Here is a 15,789-nt window from a genome sequence, read left to right on the forward strand (position 1 = left end):
AAATGGAAGGTGTGTTACCGATGACCGAGCTCGGAACCTACTTAAAAGAACAACGTGAGACATTAGGCGTTTCGCTAGAACAAATTCAAAGCACGACTAAAATTCAAAAGCGCTATATCGTCGCGATTGAAGAAGGTGCCTACGATCAATTGCCCGGTGCTTTTTATGCACGTGCTTTCATCAAAACGTATGCCGAAGCACTCGGTCTGGACGTAGACGAAGTGTTTGAGACGTATAAACGAGACTTGCCGGAACCTGAAGCACAACCGGTCGTCGAGTTGTCACGACGCGCAACCTATTCGAAGTCGACGGCTCCGAAAAAGAGTGTTGCCAAACGGTGGATTCCAAACATCATTATCATCCTGTTAATCTTTGCGATTGGTGTCGCACTTTACTATGCGTTGCAAAATTTCCTCGATTCGAGTGATAAAGCCAATACGACAGCACCGAAACAGAGTGATGTGACGATTGATGAAGGAGACGCTCCGAGTCAGGAGACGGATGTTCCGGCAACGGAAGAGCCGAAAGAAGAACCAAAAGAAGAAGTGACAGAAGAACCGAAAGAGGAAGTCAAGAAGCCATTAGTGGCGAAAACGACCTCTGGGCAAGATATCACATATGAAGTACCGGCGGATAAAACGATGGATGTCTCGATCAGCATCAAAAAAGATGCATCGCCGTCACCGTTTGTCGGAGTACGTGATACATCGCTTGAAGGAGAGGCGCTCGCGCCAGAACATATCAATGCGTCCGATCCGAACCCGGTCGTCGTCAAAGATGCGAAAACAGATTTGATTCGGATTCGCATCGGTTCAATTAAAGGCATCGATAAAATCGTCGTCAATGACCAGGAGCTCAAACTTAACCGTTCGCTCCTCGTTCAAAATATTTACTTGAAGAAAGTAGCTACGCCGTAAGACGGCATAGCTACTGATCTTACATAAAAAGGAGGAGGATACCAGAATGAACTTGCCTAATCAATTGACGGTATTACGTGTCTTGTTAATTCCTGTCTTTGTCGCAGTACTCGCCATCGACCCAAACTGGGGTCAATGGGACGTTCTCGGTGCCGAACTTCCGGTTTCTCACTTTGTTGCGGCGATGATTTTTTCAGTTGCTGCCATCACGGACTGGTTGGATGGTTACTTGGCACGTAAAAATAAGTTAGTCACGAATTTCGGAAAGTTTATGGATCCACTCGCTGATAAGATGTTAGTCGCAGCTGCACTCGTTTACCTTGTAGAGCTCGATTTCGTTGCAGCTTGGGTCGTCGTCATCATTCTCTGCCGTGAGTTTGCCGTGACAGGGCTTCGTCTCGTCGCATCAGACGAAGGAATCGTCTTAGCAGCCGGAAACTCAGGTAAGGCGAAGACATGGGTTCAACTGACGTCAATCATCGCTTTCTTGCTTCACGATATCGGATTTGCATTACTCAATATCCCGTTTGCTGAAATTACGATGTGGCTGGCGTTAATCTTAACGATTTACTCAGGCGTTGAGTATTTCTCAAAAAACATTAAATTAATCACGAAATCGATGTAACTTATCTCAAACAAGGCTGTTCGCTAAATCGGACAGTCTTTTTATATACTTTTGAAAGCGGGGAATGAAGATGAAAGCAGAAATCATAGCAGTCGGAAGTGAACTATTATTAGGAGAAATCGCCAATACGAATGCACAGTACCTCTCGGAATGGCTCGCGAGTTGCGGCATCGATGTCCATTATCATAGTGTCGTCGGCGATAATGAGGCGCGGATGACGGACGTCTTCAAACAGGCGCAAGCACGTGCCGACCTCCTCGTCATCACGGGGGGACTTGGGCCGACGGAAGATGATTTGACGAAAGAAGTGCTCGCTAAGCTGCTCGGACGTCGTTTGCAAGTTGACGAAGTCGCGTACAGCCGGATTGAAGGTTTTTTGAAAACACGTGGTCGCATGATGACGGATAATGAAAAAAAACAGGCGCTGGTCATTGAAGGGGCGGATGTCCTTTCGAACGGTGCGGGTCTCGCGCCAGGGATGTCGCTGAAGACGGCTGACCACCAATATATCTTATTACCAGGTGTCCCGCGGGAAATGAAGCAAATCATCGCCGATCATTTTGATCATTTGTTTGGACAGGAAACCATCAAATCGAGAACACTTCGCTTTTTCGGAATCGGGGAATCGGCACTGAACGACCGATTGACCGATTTGATTCGTTCCTCACAAAATCCATCGATCGCACCGTATGCGGAACTTGCTGAAGTACGGTTACGTTTGACGGCGAAAGCGGCGCAGGAACAAGTTGCCATCGAGATGCTTGACGAACTCGAACAACTTGTCCTTGCGGAAGTCGAGGAGTACTTTTATGGCTATGGTGAAACGAGTTTACCGGAAGTCGTCTTACGGACTTGTGAAGAGGCAGGCGTGACGTTTGCGGCAGCGGAATCTTTAACAGGAGGAGCTTTTGCGAGCGGTTTGACTGACATTGCGGGAGCAAGCAACAGCTTTCGTGGAGGTGCCGTCGTCTATGACGATGCAGCGAAGCGTAACCTGTTAAGCGTTAGCGAAACCTTGCTGCGCGAACAAACGGCCGTCAGCGCTGACGTCGCGATTGCGATGGCTGAAGGAGCGAGACGTCTCTATCAATCGAATCTTGCTATTGCGTTGACAGGGGAAGCGGGACCGACGAGTAATAGTGGAAAAGCAGTCGGAACGGTCTATTGCGCCCTAGCAACACCGGACGGAACGGAGGTCGTTGAATTTACCTACCCAGCATTCGACCGTGGTATGATTAGATTACGTTCTGTAAAAGATGCGTACTTCCTTCTGTTGAAATACCTTAAGAAAATTGCCGTTCAACCGAAATAAGAATAATTCCAAGTATGCGAATAAATGTTCGTAAAAAGCTTGTCATTCGGTCTCAAAAGAAGTACAATAATCTCAGTAAGATAAATAGAAGGAGGCCTGCTACGTGAGTGATCGTAAAGCAGCACTTGAAATGGCATTACGCCAGATAGAGAAGCAATTTGGTAAAGGTTCAATCATGAAACTAGGTGAAAATGCAGACCAGAAAGTATCTGTTATTTCTTCTGGATCAATCACATTAGATATAGCTCTCGGTGCAGGTGGATATCCACGTGGACGGGTAATCGAAGTATACGGTCCAGAATCTTCTGGTAAAACGACTGTTGCGCTCCACGCGATTGCAGCAGTACAAAAACAAGGCGGTCAGGCAGCGTTCATCGACGCAGAGCATGCGTTAGATCCAGCCTACGCAAATAAACTTGGTGTCGACATTGATGAGTTATTGTTATCACAACCGGATACAGGGGAACAGGCACTTGAAATCGCTGAAGCCCTCGTCCGTTCAGGTGCAGTAGACGTGCTCGTCGTCGACTCGGTTGCAGCGCTCGTACCAAAAGCTGAAATCGAAGGCGAAATGGGTGATTCCCACGTAGGTCTTCAAGCACGTTTGATGAGTCAGGCATTACGTAAGTTGTCTGGTGCAACAAACAAATCGAAGACGATTGTCATCTTCATCAACCAAATCCGTGAAAAAATCGGTGTCATGTTCGGGAACCCAGAAACGACTCCAGGTGGACGTGCCTTGAAATTCTACTCGTCTGTCCGTCTTGAAGTTCGTCGTGCGGAAGCATTGAAGAATGGAACGGATATCGTCGGGAATAAAACAAAAATCAAAGTCGTTAAAAATAAAATTGCACCACCATTCAAACAAGCAGAAGTTGATATCATGTATGGTCTCGGGATTTCTAAAGTCGGTGAGTTAATCGACATCGGGACGGATCTCGATATCGTTCAAAAAAGTGGTGCATGGTACTCTTATAATTCAGAACGTCTCGGTCAAGGACGTGAAAACGCGAAACAATACATGGTCGAGCATCCGGAGGTCGCTGAGGAAGTCGAACGCTTGATTCGTGAGCACCACGGTCTTGTTGAACGTGCACTTGATGCGGAAGTAGAAGAAGAAACAGAAGATCTATTCGCAGAATAATATAGAGGCGGTTCCTTCTTGAAGGTGAATCGAACAATCGATAACGTTTACTCGCTGGAGTGAACGTTATCTTTTTTTAGATTTTTCATTGAAGTTACCTCGATTCAAGGTGTTTTTTGTTGAAAAGAGGAAAACAAAGGAATTCTTTCCCGCCCGTTCGTTGACAATGAACGAGTGCTATCCTTACAATATAGATGTACGTTTTTTAGACAGCTTCGATGAAAAACCGAAATGAACTAAGAAACACCTTGCAAAGGGGAGGTGAACCCATGGATACAATAACTTGGATTATCATACTTCTCCTCACTTTGCTCATCGCATTCATCGTAGGCTACTTCTTGCGGAAATCGATTGCTGAAGCAAAGATTCAAGGCGCGGAAACCGAAGCGACAAAAATCGTCGAACGGGCACAAGTGTCAGCGGAAGCAACGAAAAAAGAAGCATTACTCGAAGCGAAAGACGAAGCCTTTAAACTTCGCAATGAAGTAGAAAAAGAACTTCGTGAACGTCGTCAAGAGCTAACAAAACAAGAAGCCCGCTTGCTCCAAAAAGAAGAGACTCTCGATCGCCGTGTCGACTCAATCGACCGAAAGGAAGATCAAATCAACACACGAGACGCTGAGATCGCGAAGCGGAAGCAACAAGCTGAAGCGTTAGAACGCAAAGTTGAGGATCTGTATGAAGAAGGTCGCCAAGAGCTCGTACGTGTTGCGAATCTTTCGCAAGACGAAGCGCGCGCTATCATCATGGATGAGACAAAACAAGCTGCGCTGCATGATGCGGCAATGCTACAAAAAGAAATCGAACAAAAAGCAAAAGAAGAAGCCGACAAGAAAGCACGTAACATCTTGTCCCTCGCGATTCAACGGTTCGCCGCTGAACATATCGCTGAGACGACGGTATCTGTCGTCAACCTACCGAATGATGAGATGAAGGGTCGAATCATCGGTCGTGAAGGTCGTAACATTCGGACACTTGAAACGTTAACGGGAATCGATTTAATCATCGATGATACACCGGAAGCTGTTATCTTGTCTGGATTTGATCCAATTCGTCGTGAAGTGGCGAAGATGGCGCTTGAAAAGCTTGTCCAAGACGGTCGAATTCATCCGGCACGGATTGAAGAGATGGTCGACAAATCACGTCGCGAAGTCGATGAGCGAATTCGCGAAATCGGAGAAGAAGCGACATATGATGTCGGGATTCATGGAATCCACCCGGATCTCGTCAAGATTCTCGGTCGCTTGAAATACCGGACGAGTTACGGACAAAACGTCTTGTTCCACTCACTTGAAGTCGCGCATCTTGCGGGAATGATGGCAGCGGAACTTGGCGAAGATGTCACGCTTGCGAAACGGGCAGGTCTCCTGCACGATATCGGAAAAGCGATTGACCATGAAGTGGAAGGAAGTCATGTTGAGATTGGTGTCGAGCTCGGTACGAAGTACAAAGAGCATCCGACAGTCATCAATGCGATTGCTTCTCACCATGGTGATACGGAAGCGACTTCGGTCATCTCCGTCCTTGTCGCGGCAGCAGACGCACTTTCAGCAGCACGTCCAGGTGCACGACAAGAAACGCTTGAAAGTTACATTCGACGCCTCGAACGTTTGGAAGAAATTTCAGAATCATTCGATGGTGTTGAAAAATCGTTTGCGATTCAAGCCGGTCGTGAAGTTCGGATTATCGTCCGTCCTGACGTTGTCGATGATGTCTTAGCACACAAGATGGCGAGTGATATCCGGAAGAAAATCGAAGAAGAACTCGATTATCCGGGTCATATCAAGGTCACGGTCATTCGGGAAACACGAGCAGTCGAATACGCAAAATAAGCAAAGTGGCGGGCGACCGCCACTTTTTTAATGTATTGGAGGAATTAGCATGAAGATTTTATTTATCGGAGACGTCGTTGGCGCACCAGGTCGACACATCTTACAACAATTTACGGCACGTCTGAAGTCGAAGTACAATCCAACCGTCATGCTCGTCAACGGTGAAAATGCAGCACACGGTCGTGGCATCACGAAATCGATTTATCACCAATTACTCGAACTTGGTTTCCACGGCGTCACGATGGGAAATCATACGTTTGACAATCGGGACATTTTCGACTGGATTGATGACGCTGACCGGATTGTCCGTCCAGCAAACTATCCGGAAGGAACACCAGGTCGTGGCATGATGGTCTTAAAGGTCGGGAATAAAAAGATTGCCGTCATCAACGTCCAAGGAACGGTCTTCTTACCAGCACTCGGAGATCCCTTCCGGACTGTTGACGCGTTGATTGCGGAAGTCGAAGGGGAAGTCGATGCGATTTTCGTTGACGTCCATGCGGAAGCAACGAGTGAAAAAATCGCGATGGGTTATCACCTCGACGGACGTGTCCAAGCGGTCGTCGGAACCCACACGCACGTCCAAACTGCCGACGAACGTGTGCTTGACGGTGGAACAGCTTACATCACGGATGTCGGCATGACAGGTCCACTGGACGGTGTCCTCGGGATGCGTAAAGATGATGTCTTACGAAAATTTAAGACACAGCTTCCAACTCGGTTTGAAGTTGCGGAAGGACGGGAACAACTAAATGGAGTCTTGATTCATATCGATGATGCGACGAAAAAAGCAACGAAGATTGAACGGATTCATTTGACGGATCAATCGATATTCTTTGATTAAGTGTCATTTTTGATTGGGAGGTACATTGCATGGACGCCCTGAAAGTATCAGCTAAATCGAATCCGAACGCCGTCGCAGGAGCGATTGCGGGCGTGCTTCGAGAGAAAGGTTCTGTCGAGATTCAGGCAATCGGTGCGGGTGCACTCAATCAATCCATTAAGGCGGTCGCGATTGCGCGAGGATTCGTTGCGCCGGCTGGCATGGATTTAATCTGTATCCCAGCCTTTACCGACATCATGATTGATGGCGAAGAACGGACTGCAATTAAACTCATCGTTGAACCACGCTAAGATCGTTCGGACATAGGTCCTAAATACACGTGATCATCTACTCGGCTAGAGTAGATGGTCTTTTTGTCGTGACGAAAATCAAAAAAACGAACGGATTTCCGGGGGAGGATTGTACAAGTATCTGTAAATCGGTATCATGAGGGAGGATAGTAAAGTAAGACGCTTCCATCATTTCAGGGGACAGAGAAGGAGCGAACGTCGATGTACAATCAATTATCATGGAAAGTAGGCGGACAGCAGGGAGAGGGAATCGAATCGACAGGTGAGATTTTTGCGATTGCCCTCAACCGTCTTGGTTATTATTTATATGGATATCGTCACTTTTCTTCACGCATCAAAGGTGGACATACAAACAATAAGATTCGTGTGGCGACACATGAAGTTCGGACCGTCGCGGACGATCTCGATATTTTAGTGGCATTTGATCAAGAGACGATCGATGTCAATTTCCACGAGTTACGCCAGGGGGCAATCATCATTGCCGACGCAAAGTTCAAGCCGACGAATCCGGATGCTTCGCGTGCCGATCTCTATCCGATTGCGTTTACGGAAATCGCAGCGGGTCTTGGAACCGCACTGATGAAAAACATGGTCGCGATCGGTGCTTCAAGTGCGATTCTCGGAATTGATCCAGAACGGTTTGAAGCCGTCGTCGAACAAATTTTTGGTCGCAAAGGTCCGGAGATGGTCGCAAAGAACTTATCGGCGATTCGGGAAGGAGCAGCTGCTTTTGAAGAGATGGCACTCGATGCCGAGCGGTTCATCCTGGAACCGGCCGACGGGAAGCAACGCATGTTCATGATTGGCAACGATGCGATTGCCCTCGGTGCCGTGACAGGGGGAGCCCGCTTGATGGCCGCTTACCCGATTACACCATCGTCAGAAATCATGGAGTACTTAATCAAGAAATTACCACAGTTCGGGGGAACGGTCGTTCAGACAGAGGATGAACTGGCAGCTGTCACGATGGCGATCGGCGCGAACTATGCCGGTGTCCGTGCCTTGACGGCGTCAGCTGGACCAGGACTGTCGTTGATGGCGGAAGCCATCGGGTTATCCGGGATGACGGAAACACCACTCGTCATCATCGATACACAACGGGGAGGACCGTCAACGGGACTCCCGACGAAACAAGAACAATCGGACTTGATGGCGATGATTTACAGTACGCATGGCGAGATTCCGAAAGTCGTCCTTGCACCGTCGACGGTCGAAGAAGCGTTTTATGATGCGGCAGAAGCCTTTAATATCGCAGAAGAATACCAATGTCCGGTCATCCTTTTGACCGACTTGATGTTATCGCTTGGAAAACAATCGGTCGAACCGCTCGACTTAGAACGTGTCGAAATCCGACGCGGAAAATTACTGCAAGGCGACTTACCGGAACTTGCCGGGAAAGACTACTTCAAACGGTATGAAGTGACGGAAGACGGGATCAGCCCGCGTGTCGTCCCGGGAATGAAACACGGGATTCATCACGTGACGGGCGTCGAACATAACGAAGAAGGACGTCCCTCGGAAGCAACGAAGAACCGGGTCGATCAAATGACGAAACGTTTACGCAAACTCAATCAATTCCGTCTAGCAGACGCTGTCCTTGTGACGGAACAGCATCAGACACCAGACATCCTGTTCGTCGGCTTCAATTCGACGCGCGGGACGATTGAAGAAGTGATGCCACGTCTAGAGCATGCAGGGATGAAAGTCGATCACTTGCATATTCGTCAAATGCACCCGTTCCCGAGTGAACTCGTCCGTCCACATCTTGAGCGGGCGAAAAAAGTCGTCGTCGTCGAATACAATGCGACCGGTCAACTCGCGAAACTGATTCAGATGAACTGTGGGTTCGCAGACAAGATTGAACACATCTTGAAATTCAACGGTGATCCGTTCTATCCGGCAGAAGTCGTAGAACAGGTAGTAGCAGGAGGCGTTTTTAATGGCAACCTTTAAAGATTTTCGAAATGATGTCAAACCGAACTGGTGTCCGGGATGTGGTGACTTCTCAATTCAAGCAGCGATTCAACGTGCCGTCGCGAACGTCGGTCTTGAGCCGGAAGAACTGGCTTTGATTTCTGGAATCGGCTGTTCCGGTCGCATTTCTGGTTACATCAATACTTATGGGTTTCATGGTGTCCACGGCCGTTCGCTCCCGATTGCCCAAGGCGTCAAGATGGCGAACCGGGAATTGACAGTCATCGCGTCCGGCGGGGACGGGGACGGTTTTGCAATCGGGATGGGGCATACGGTCCATGCCTTCAAACGAAATGTCGACATGACGTACATCGTCATGGACAATCAAATCTACGGCTTGACGAAGGGGCAAACATCACCGACGTCAGCTCCCGGATTCAAAACGAAGTCGACACCGAAAGGCTCGATTGAGAAGAGCATTTCACCGGTCGAGCTTGCTTTGACTGCCGGTGCGACGTTCGTCGCCCAAAGTTTCTCGAACGACTTGAAAGGATTGACACGGCTGATCGAACAAGCGACGGAACATAAAGGGTTCGCCTTCATTAATGTCTTCAGTCCCTGTGTGACGTTTAACAAGGTCAACACGTACGATTGGTTCAAACAAAATTTGACGAAGCTGGACGAGATTGAGGGGTATGATGCAACAAATCTCGATACAGCGAAACGCGTCGTCCATGAGCACGACGGACTCGTCATGGGTCTGATTTATCAAGATGATTCGCGGCTCGACTATCAGTCACAAATCGATGGGTATGATGAGACGGGACTGACGTTTGCCGATCTTGAAATGAATGAAGAAACATTTAACCAACTCGCTGCGGAATTCATGTAAAATAGAGTCGAATGATGGTTTGGTTTTTGGGGATGCTAAACATTTGGTCATTACCGATTAGAGAAACAGGTAAGACCCATGAAGGAGTCGGGGAAATATGACAAAATTAGTGACGATGGAAGAACAGACGACGCAAACAAAAACGATGCGGGCACTCGTCAAACAAGAGCGTGGTTTTGGAGCGGTCTTGAAAGAAGTCGAGGTTCCTGTCCCGGGACGCGGTGAAGTATTGATTCGCGTTGAAGCGACTTCGATTTGCGGGACAGACGTCCACATTTACGGATGGGATGCCTGGGCCGCGTCTCGTGTCAATCCGCCATACGTGTTCGGACATGAGTTTTCGGGAGAAGTCGTCGAACTCGGCGAAGGGACAAAACGTCTGAAGCTTGGGGATCATGTTTCAGCTGAGACACACATCGTCTGTCATCAATGTAAACAGTGTTTACGGGGACAGTATCATATTTGTAAAAACACGAAAATCATCGGTGTCGATACGCAAGGCTGTTTTGCCGAGTACGTCGTCATGCCGGAAGAAAACCTCTGGGTCAATCCGGAAGAAATGCCGGCAAGCATCGCGTCGATTCAAGAACCGATGGGAAATGCCGTCCACACGGTACTTGCAAGCGACGTCAGTGCCAAGACGGTCGCCATCGTCGGCTGTGGTCCAATCGGTTTGATGGCCGTTTCGGTCGCGAAAGCGGCAGGGGCAGCGGAAGTCGTCGCGATTGATGTCAATCCGTATCGGTTAGAGCTTGCGAAGACGATGGGCGCAGATGTCGTTCTTGATTCACGCCATGATGATGTCATCGAACGGATCATGATGATGACGGACGGCGACGGAATCGATGTCGTCTGCGAGATGAGTGGTCATCCGGTCGCGATCAGTCAAGCCTTTGAAATGGTGACGGCAGGCGGAGATGTCAACATCTTAAGTCTGCCCGTCAAACCGGTTGAAATCGACTTGACGAACCATGTCGTCTTTAAAGGGGTCCGCGTCCAAGGAATCACGGGGCGGAAGATGTACGAGACATGGAGCCAAGTATCAGCCTTTCTTTCGAGCGGCAAGGTCGATGTCAAACCGTTAATCACACATACATTACCGCTCGAACGATTTGAAGAAGGCTTCGAATTGATGCGCCAAGGGAAATGTGGCAAAGTTGTACTACAACCAAGGGGGACGAATTAATGGGTTTCGAACACTTACGGACAGAATTAGAGGAAATGAAAGCGGCGGGGACGTTCCGCAAGCTCGTACCACTCGAAAGTGCACAACACAATCGTGTGACGATTGATGGAAAAGAACTGATTCAACTATCTTCAAACAATTATCTCGGACTCGCAGCGCACCCGCGTCTCGCAAAACGGGCAGCGGATGCAGCGCTTGAATTCGGTGCCGGGACAGGATCGGTCCGGACGATCGCGGGAACACTCGAAATGCATGAAGCGTTCGAACAAGAACTCGCGACCTTTAAACATACAGAAGCAGCACTTGTCTTCCAGTCGGGATTCGCAACGAACCTCGGTGTCTTGTCGGCACTGCTCGGACCAGAGGATGTCGTCATTTCCGATGCCCTTAATCATGCTTCGATCATCGATGGGATTCGCTTGACGAAAGCGAAACGCCGCATTTACAAACACGTCGACTTAGCTGATCTTGAAGCAGCGCTCCAAGAGACTCAAGACGCACGGACACGACTCGTCGTCACGGACGGCGTCTTCTCAATGGACGGTAACATCGCACCACTTCCGGAAATCGTCGAACTCGCAGAAAAGTACGATGCGCTTGTCATGGTCGATGACGCACATGCCTCAGGCGTTTTAGGAAAAAGTGGTCGCGGGACGGTCAACCACTTTGGGCTTGACGGTCGTGTCGCCCTCCAAGTCGGTACCTTGTCGAAAGCAATTGGTGTCCTTGGCGGGTATGTCGCGTGTGAACAGCATGTTAAAGATTACTTAATCCATAAAGGGCGCCCGTTCCTCTTCTCGACGTCACATCCGCCGGCAGTCGTCGAAGCAAATCGGGAAGCACTGCGGGTAATGGAAGAAGAGACGGAACTGTTCGATCGTCTTTGGGAAAACACAGAGTTCTTTAAACAAGGACTACGTGATCTTGGCTTTAACATCGGGACATCGACGACGCCGATCACACCGGTCATCGTCGGGGACGAAGCGCTTTGTCATAAGTTGTCCGATCAACTGCGTGCTCACGGCGTCTTCGCGCAAGGAATTGCCTTCCCGACCGTTGCCAAAGGGAAAGCACGTGTCCGGACAATCGTTACGGCAGAGCATACGCGTGACGATTTAGAACAAGCAATCGAAGCCTTCAAACAAGTCGGACAAGAATTAAACTTGATTTAACAGGATAGAAAAACAGCCGATGATTGATTCGGCTGTTTTTTCGATTGTATGATAGGGAAAAGAGAACTTCAGAAAGGAAGTGCACGTGCTTTATGACGATTCAAAAAAAGCTGTTGCTGGCGTCTTTATTGATGCTGACGTTTTTGCTCGGTGGCTGCATTCGCATTCAGTATGATGCGACTGTCCATCTGGATCAAAGTGTCACCTTGAAGACGACGTATGCAGCAAAAGAACATCCGGTCGCACGATTATTGAACTTTAATCCAGACTGGGAGATGTATGCGAAGCAGGCTGAAAAAAACGGCTATGCAGCGTCGACTTTTAAAACGAAGGACGACTATGAAGGACTTCGTATGGAAAAAACCTTCGCGAACCTTGAAGATTTGGCCTCGATTAAAGATGAATGGAAGACAGGTGTCGGAGGAATCTTGATTCCGCCGGATACGACGTATGATGTGGACAAGCATGAAGGTTTTTGGTTTAATACGTACCGTTTAAATACAAACATCGACTTAAGTATCGATCGCTTAAATATCAAGGGCTATCATCCTACAGGTCAAGTTAAAAAGTTAGCCGATCGTTACATCCGTCAAGCGGACATCGAGATTAAACTGCACGTCCCGGAAGTCGTCGCTTTGCAAAATGCGGAGAAAATCGACTGGGCGAACTACAATGACGTCTCGTGGAAATTATACGGGACGAAAGACAATCAATTGCAACTCGTGGCATACGTCCCGAATCCGACGGGCTGGGTTATCACAGGGATCGTCTTATTGATTGGACTCGGTCTCTTGACGTTTTGGATCATCCACCACGTGCGGAAATTACGCCGCAAACAACTTCAAACAATCAGTATCTCGCTACTCGTTTGTCTGTTACTCGGAGGGGGTGCATGGTTAATCTTTGCTGAGGAGACGGCCAGTGCTCCGCCACCGACAACGCAAATCGTGACGGAATCGAAGGGGGAGATTGTCCCGACGTTCATGGTGCATGGCTTGTTCGGGACGGAACGGACCTTCTTACCGATGATTGAAAACTTTACGGAAAAAAAGTTAGCGGATGACGGAGGGCGATGTGATGTTGATCGGACCGGGAAGGTAAGTTGTAAAATCAATGACTCGTCGACCGGCTTCCCACTCGTTCGTATCACCTTCGAAGACGATGAAGCAAGCCTTGCGCAGCAACAGACGTGGCTTGAAGCCGCGATCGCTCAGTATGACAAGCAACAAAAGGCGACGTTTACCAACATCCAACTTGTTGGTCACAGTATGGGTGGAGTCGACGTCGTCGAATATACGTTGAATGAAAATCTTCCGTATACGATTCGAAAAGTCGTCACGCTTGATGCACCGATTGGTGGATCAAATTATGCGACGCTCGGCTTGACGCTTGCTCCGTTCGGGACGAATACGAACAGTCCGGCGATTCAGGATTTAGCAGAGAACTCAAAGGCGATCGAGCGATTGAAAGCGCGGCTCGAGACATGGCCGCGTGATGTCCTTGTTTATTCCTTCGGTGCCAAAGGAGGCGACTTCAATCTGATTCCGTTAGACAGTTCGTTCACGCTCGAAGATTATACTGACAACATCGAGACGAAGTCATATAAGTATGATCACTTCACGATTCACCGGCGCGAACCGGTTTTCCGCGAAGTACGCGATTTCTTATTTAAAGAAAATCTAGTCGTGGAAGAGGAGGATAATCAATGAAACGGGTCGCGATTATTGGTGGTGGGATTGCCGGCGTGACAGCAGCGGCGCTCCTCGCTCGAGAAGGGCATGACGTGACATTGCTTGAAGGAAGTCGCGAATGGGGCGGTTCCGCCGGCAAATTCACCCGAAAAGATTTGACGTATCCGGTCGGGGCGACACTCGGGATGGGCTTTCAACGAGGCGGCATTCATGACCGGATTTTGCAACACTTGGGGTTAAATGTCGAAACGGAATTACTTGATCTTGTGATGACGATTAAAATCGACGGGCACGATATTGCCTATTACCGTGACCGTGCTCGATTCATCGGAGAACTACAAGATGTATTCCCACAACAGGCGCAGCAAATCGGCACATTTTTTGAAGAAATCGATAAGATTCAACGTCATGTCGCTCCGTTGATGGAGTCACTCCCGGCACTACCTGTACGAACATTGCACGATGCACAGTTGATTCTAAAAGAAGCACAATCGAGCCTGCCCTTACTTCCATACGTCACACAGACCGTCGGACAAGTGTTACGGCGCCATGGGTTGGAAGGATCGGTTTTCGCTCGGCTGGTGGACGGGATTTTATTAGACAGTATGCAGACCGGTCAGGAAGCGTCCGCGTTACTCGGTGCCGTTGCCTTATCGATTTATCACGACGGTGCGTACTATGTGCCGGGCGGTCTTTATCGAGTCGCAGAAATCTTGAAAGAATCGGCAGAACATGACGGGGCGACGATGTTGCTTGGTCGTAAAATCACGTCGGTCAAGCAAACGGCAGATGGCTTTTTACTAGAAGATCGTCGCGGTCGTCTCGTGTTAGCAGATGTCGTCATCGGTGCGCTCCCACTCGAAGCGATGCAACGTCTCGTCAGTCCACCTCTTTTACGGACGCTTAAACGGACGTACGCAAGACAAAGGAAACTGGCGCAATGGGCCACATTCACGTATTATGCTGCCTTTCCGGAAAAATTGGTTACATCCGATAGTGCCTTTCGACAAATTCATGATGAACGGTTACCGTCGGGTCATGCCTTTTTGTCATTATCACGTTCGGGTGATATAAAACGGGCTCCGGAGGGCGTACGGACATTGACGATGTCCTGTCACGTCCCGATTGGTTACTTTGATGCTACGGACAACGTACATTACGGGCATCAGATTGAAAGAATGCAGGATGTATTCGAAACGATTGTCGAACAAGAGTTTCCCAGCTTTCGCGAGCAGGCAATCGAACGTCATCCTGGTGGACCGGGCGCCTGGGTGCGTTACACGTCACGACCGGACGGTGGCGTCGGCGGTTATCCGCAATTGCGTTCAACGAGTTTGTTCCGCGCGGCATCATTTCGGACCGGTGTCCCGAATCTCTATGTCATTGGCGATACCGTCTTTCCGGGGGCAGGGACAATCGGTGCGTCGACGTCAGCGATTCATGTTGCCCGACAGTTAGGTGTCAAGATTTGAATGACTTTGTGAAATCATGAAAGAAGCGGCCGAATGGTCGCTTTTTTTTCAGAACAGGATTATGATGAGGGAGAGACGGGAAGTAAGTAGTCATGACCATAAAAAGAGAGAAGGAGTGAATCGCGTGAATCCCTTTGAGGAAAAATGTCAACTCTTCATCCAGGAGCGTCGTCCGGAAGTCGGGCCAATTGTTTTTGCAACGGCACGAACGTTCATCAATGCCCGAGGACTGAGTGTCTATGAACGAATTTATCAAGGCAAGGAAGAGGTTCGGTTAGCATTTGTCGAACAAACGAACGGACAACAGCTTGTTTCTTTAATGGAGAACACATTCGGAAACGGATTAGTCTATTTCGTATCAACGGCAACGGCGACGTGGGACGGCAAAAAATTCGGAGAATACACGTTTTAATTACATAACGAGTCCCAGTCAGGTGAGGCTGGGGCTCTTTCTTGTCGAAACTTATCAGAATGGGGTAACGTATAATCAACTATACG

At 48.8% G+C, this 15,789-nt stretch carries 14 protein-coding genes; all 14 read left to right on the plus strand.

Going from position 1 to position 15,789, the window contains the following annotated elements; genetic code table 11:
• Positions 1 to 20 precede the first annotated feature (20 nt).
• The 14 genes from A0126_RS05155 to A0126_RS05220 all read left to right on the plus strand — a co-directional run bounded on the left by A0126_RS05155 (position 21) and on the right by A0126_RS05220 (position 15,703).
• Positions 21 to 917, plus strand: coding sequence for a helix-turn-helix domain-containing protein (locus tag A0126_RS05155; RefSeq protein WP_088838459.1), 897 nt, complete (start codon positions 21 to 23; stop codon positions 915 to 917).
• A gap of 46 nt (positions 918 to 963) precedes the next feature.
• On the plus strand, positions 964 to 1,542 hold the full coding sequence (gene pgsA / locus A0126_RS05160; RefSeq protein WP_088836705.1) for a CDP-diacylglycerol--glycerol-3-phosphate 3-phosphatidyltransferase: 579 nt from the start codon (positions 964 to 966) through the stop codon (positions 1,540 to 1,542).
• Between the two features lie 70 nt (positions 1,543 to 1,612).
• Positions 1,613 to 2,854 (plus strand): competence/damage-inducible protein A, encoded by a 1,242-nt coding sequence (locus A0126_RS05165; protein ID WP_088836706.1) that lies wholly within the window; start codon positions 1,613 to 1,615, stop codon positions 2,852 to 2,854.
• 103 nt (positions 2,855 to 2,957) lie between these two features.
• Complete coding sequence (recA, locus tag A0126_RS05170; protein ID WP_029333186.1) at positions 2,958 to 3,998, plus strand: recombinase RecA; 1,041 nt, start codon at positions 2,958 to 2,960, stop codon at positions 3,996 to 3,998.
• Positions 3,999 to 4,267: 269 nt separating this feature from the next.
• Positions 4,268 to 5,830 (plus strand): ribonuclease Y, encoded by a 1,563-nt coding sequence (rny, locus tag A0126_RS05175; RefSeq protein ID WP_029333187.1) that lies wholly within the window; start codon positions 4,268 to 4,270, stop codon positions 5,828 to 5,830.
• Between the two features lie 49 nt (positions 5,831 to 5,879).
• Positions 5,880 to 6,674 carry a TIGR00282 family metallophosphoesterase gene (locus tag A0126_RS05180; protein WP_088836707.1) on the plus strand — a complete coding sequence of 265 codons (795 nt, stop codon included), beginning with the start codon at positions 5,880 to 5,882 and terminating at the stop codon, positions 6,672 to 6,674.
• Positions 6,675 to 6,703: 29 nt separating this feature from the next.
• The gene (locus A0126_RS05185; RefSeq protein WP_029333189.1) at positions 6,704 to 6,964 is read left to right on the plus strand and encodes a stage V sporulation protein S; all 261 of its coding nucleotides are present in this window, start codon (positions 6,704 to 6,706) and stop codon (positions 6,962 to 6,964) included.
• A gap of 201 nt (positions 6,965 to 7,165) precedes the next feature.
• Positions 7,166 to 8,917, plus strand: a complete 1,752-nt coding sequence (locus A0126_RS05190; protein ID WP_088836708.1) for a 2-oxoacid:acceptor oxidoreductase subunit alpha — start codon at positions 7,166 to 7,168, stop codon at positions 8,915 to 8,917.
• Complete coding sequence (locus A0126_RS05195; protein WP_088836709.1) at positions 8,904 to 9,770, plus strand: 2-oxoacid:ferredoxin oxidoreductase subunit beta; 867 nt, start codon at positions 8,904 to 8,906, stop codon at positions 9,768 to 9,770. The genes A0126_RS05190 and A0126_RS05195 overlap by 14 nt, the downstream gene beginning before the upstream one ends.
• 97 nt (positions 9,771 to 9,867) lie before the next feature.
• On the plus strand, positions 9,868 to 10,956 hold the full coding sequence (gene tdh / locus A0126_RS05200; protein ID WP_088836710.1) for an L-threonine 3-dehydrogenase: 1,089 nt from the start codon (positions 9,868 to 9,870) through the stop codon (positions 10,954 to 10,956).
• Entirely contained in the window at positions 10,956 to 12,128 is a 1,173-nt protein-coding gene (locus tag A0126_RS05205) for a glycine C-acetyltransferase (RefSeq protein ID WP_088836711.1), read from the plus strand. The genes tdh and A0126_RS05205 overlap by 1 nt, the downstream gene beginning before the upstream one ends.
• Before the next feature lie 92 nt (positions 12,129 to 12,220).
• A complete protein-coding gene (locus tag A0126_RS05210) occupies positions 12,221 to 13,837 on the plus strand; it encodes an alpha/beta hydrolase (protein ID WP_088836712.1) in 1,617 nt (538 codons plus the stop codon).
• Positions 13,834 to 15,291, plus strand: a complete 1,458-nt coding sequence (locus A0126_RS05215; RefSeq protein ID WP_088836713.1) for a phytoene desaturase family protein — start codon at positions 13,834 to 13,836, stop codon at positions 15,289 to 15,291. Before A0126_RS05210 ends, A0126_RS05215 begins: the two co-directional genes overlap by 4 nt.
• 124 nt (positions 15,292 to 15,415) lie before the next feature.
• Entirely contained in the window at positions 15,416 to 15,703 is a 288-nt protein-coding gene (locus tag A0126_RS05220) for a hypothetical protein (RefSeq protein WP_029333199.1), read from the plus strand.
• The last annotated feature ends 86 nt before the right edge of the window (positions 15,704 to 15,789 follow it).

Source organism: Exiguobacterium sp. N4-1P, from assembly GCF_002214325.1.

Excerpts from the sequence above, each read along its gene's own strand:
- A0126_RS05210 (WP_088836712.1), top strand. The coding sequence starts at position 12,221 with ATGACGATTCAAAAAAAGCTGTTGCTGGCGTCTTTATTGATGCTGACG.
- A0126_RS05195 (WP_088836709.1), top strand. The coding sequence starts at position 8,904 with ATGGCAACCTTTAAAGATTTTCGAAATGATGTCAAACCGAACTGGTGT.
- A0126_RS05190 (WP_088836708.1), top strand. The coding sequence starts at position 7,166 with ATGTACAATCAATTATCATGGAAAGTAGGCGGACAGCAGGGAGAGGGA.
- A0126_RS05205 (WP_088836711.1), top strand. The coding sequence starts at position 10,956 with ATGGGTTTCGAACACTTACGGACAGAATTAGAGGAAATGAAAGCGGCG.
- tdh (WP_088836710.1), top strand. The coding sequence starts at position 9,868 with ATGACAAAATTAGTGACGATGGAAGAACAGACGACGCAAACAAAAACG.
- rny (WP_029333187.1), top strand. The coding sequence starts at position 4,268 with ATGGATACAATAACTTGGATTATCATACTTCTCCTCACTTTGCTCATC.
- A0126_RS05185 (WP_029333189.1), top strand. The coding sequence starts at position 6,704 with ATGGACGCCCTGAAAGTATCAGCTAAATCGAATCCGAACGCCGTCGCA.
- A0126_RS05165 (WP_088836706.1), top strand. The coding sequence starts at position 1,613 with ATGAAAGCAGAAATCATAGCAGTCGGAAGTGAACTATTATTAGGAGAA.
- A0126_RS05180 (WP_088836707.1), top strand. The coding sequence starts at position 5,880 with ATGAAGATTTTATTTATCGGAGACGTCGTTGGCGCACCAGGTCGACAC.
- A0126_RS05215 (WP_088836713.1), top strand. The coding sequence starts at position 13,834 with ATGAAACGGGTCGCGATTATTGGTGGTGGGATTGCCGGCGTGACAGCA.
- A0126_RS05155 (WP_088838459.1), top strand. The coding sequence starts at position 21 with ATGACCGAGCTCGGAACCTACTTAAAAGAACAACGTGAGACATTAGGC.
- pgsA (WP_088836705.1), top strand. The coding sequence starts at position 964 with ATGAACTTGCCTAATCAATTGACGGTATTACGTGTCTTGTTAATTCCT.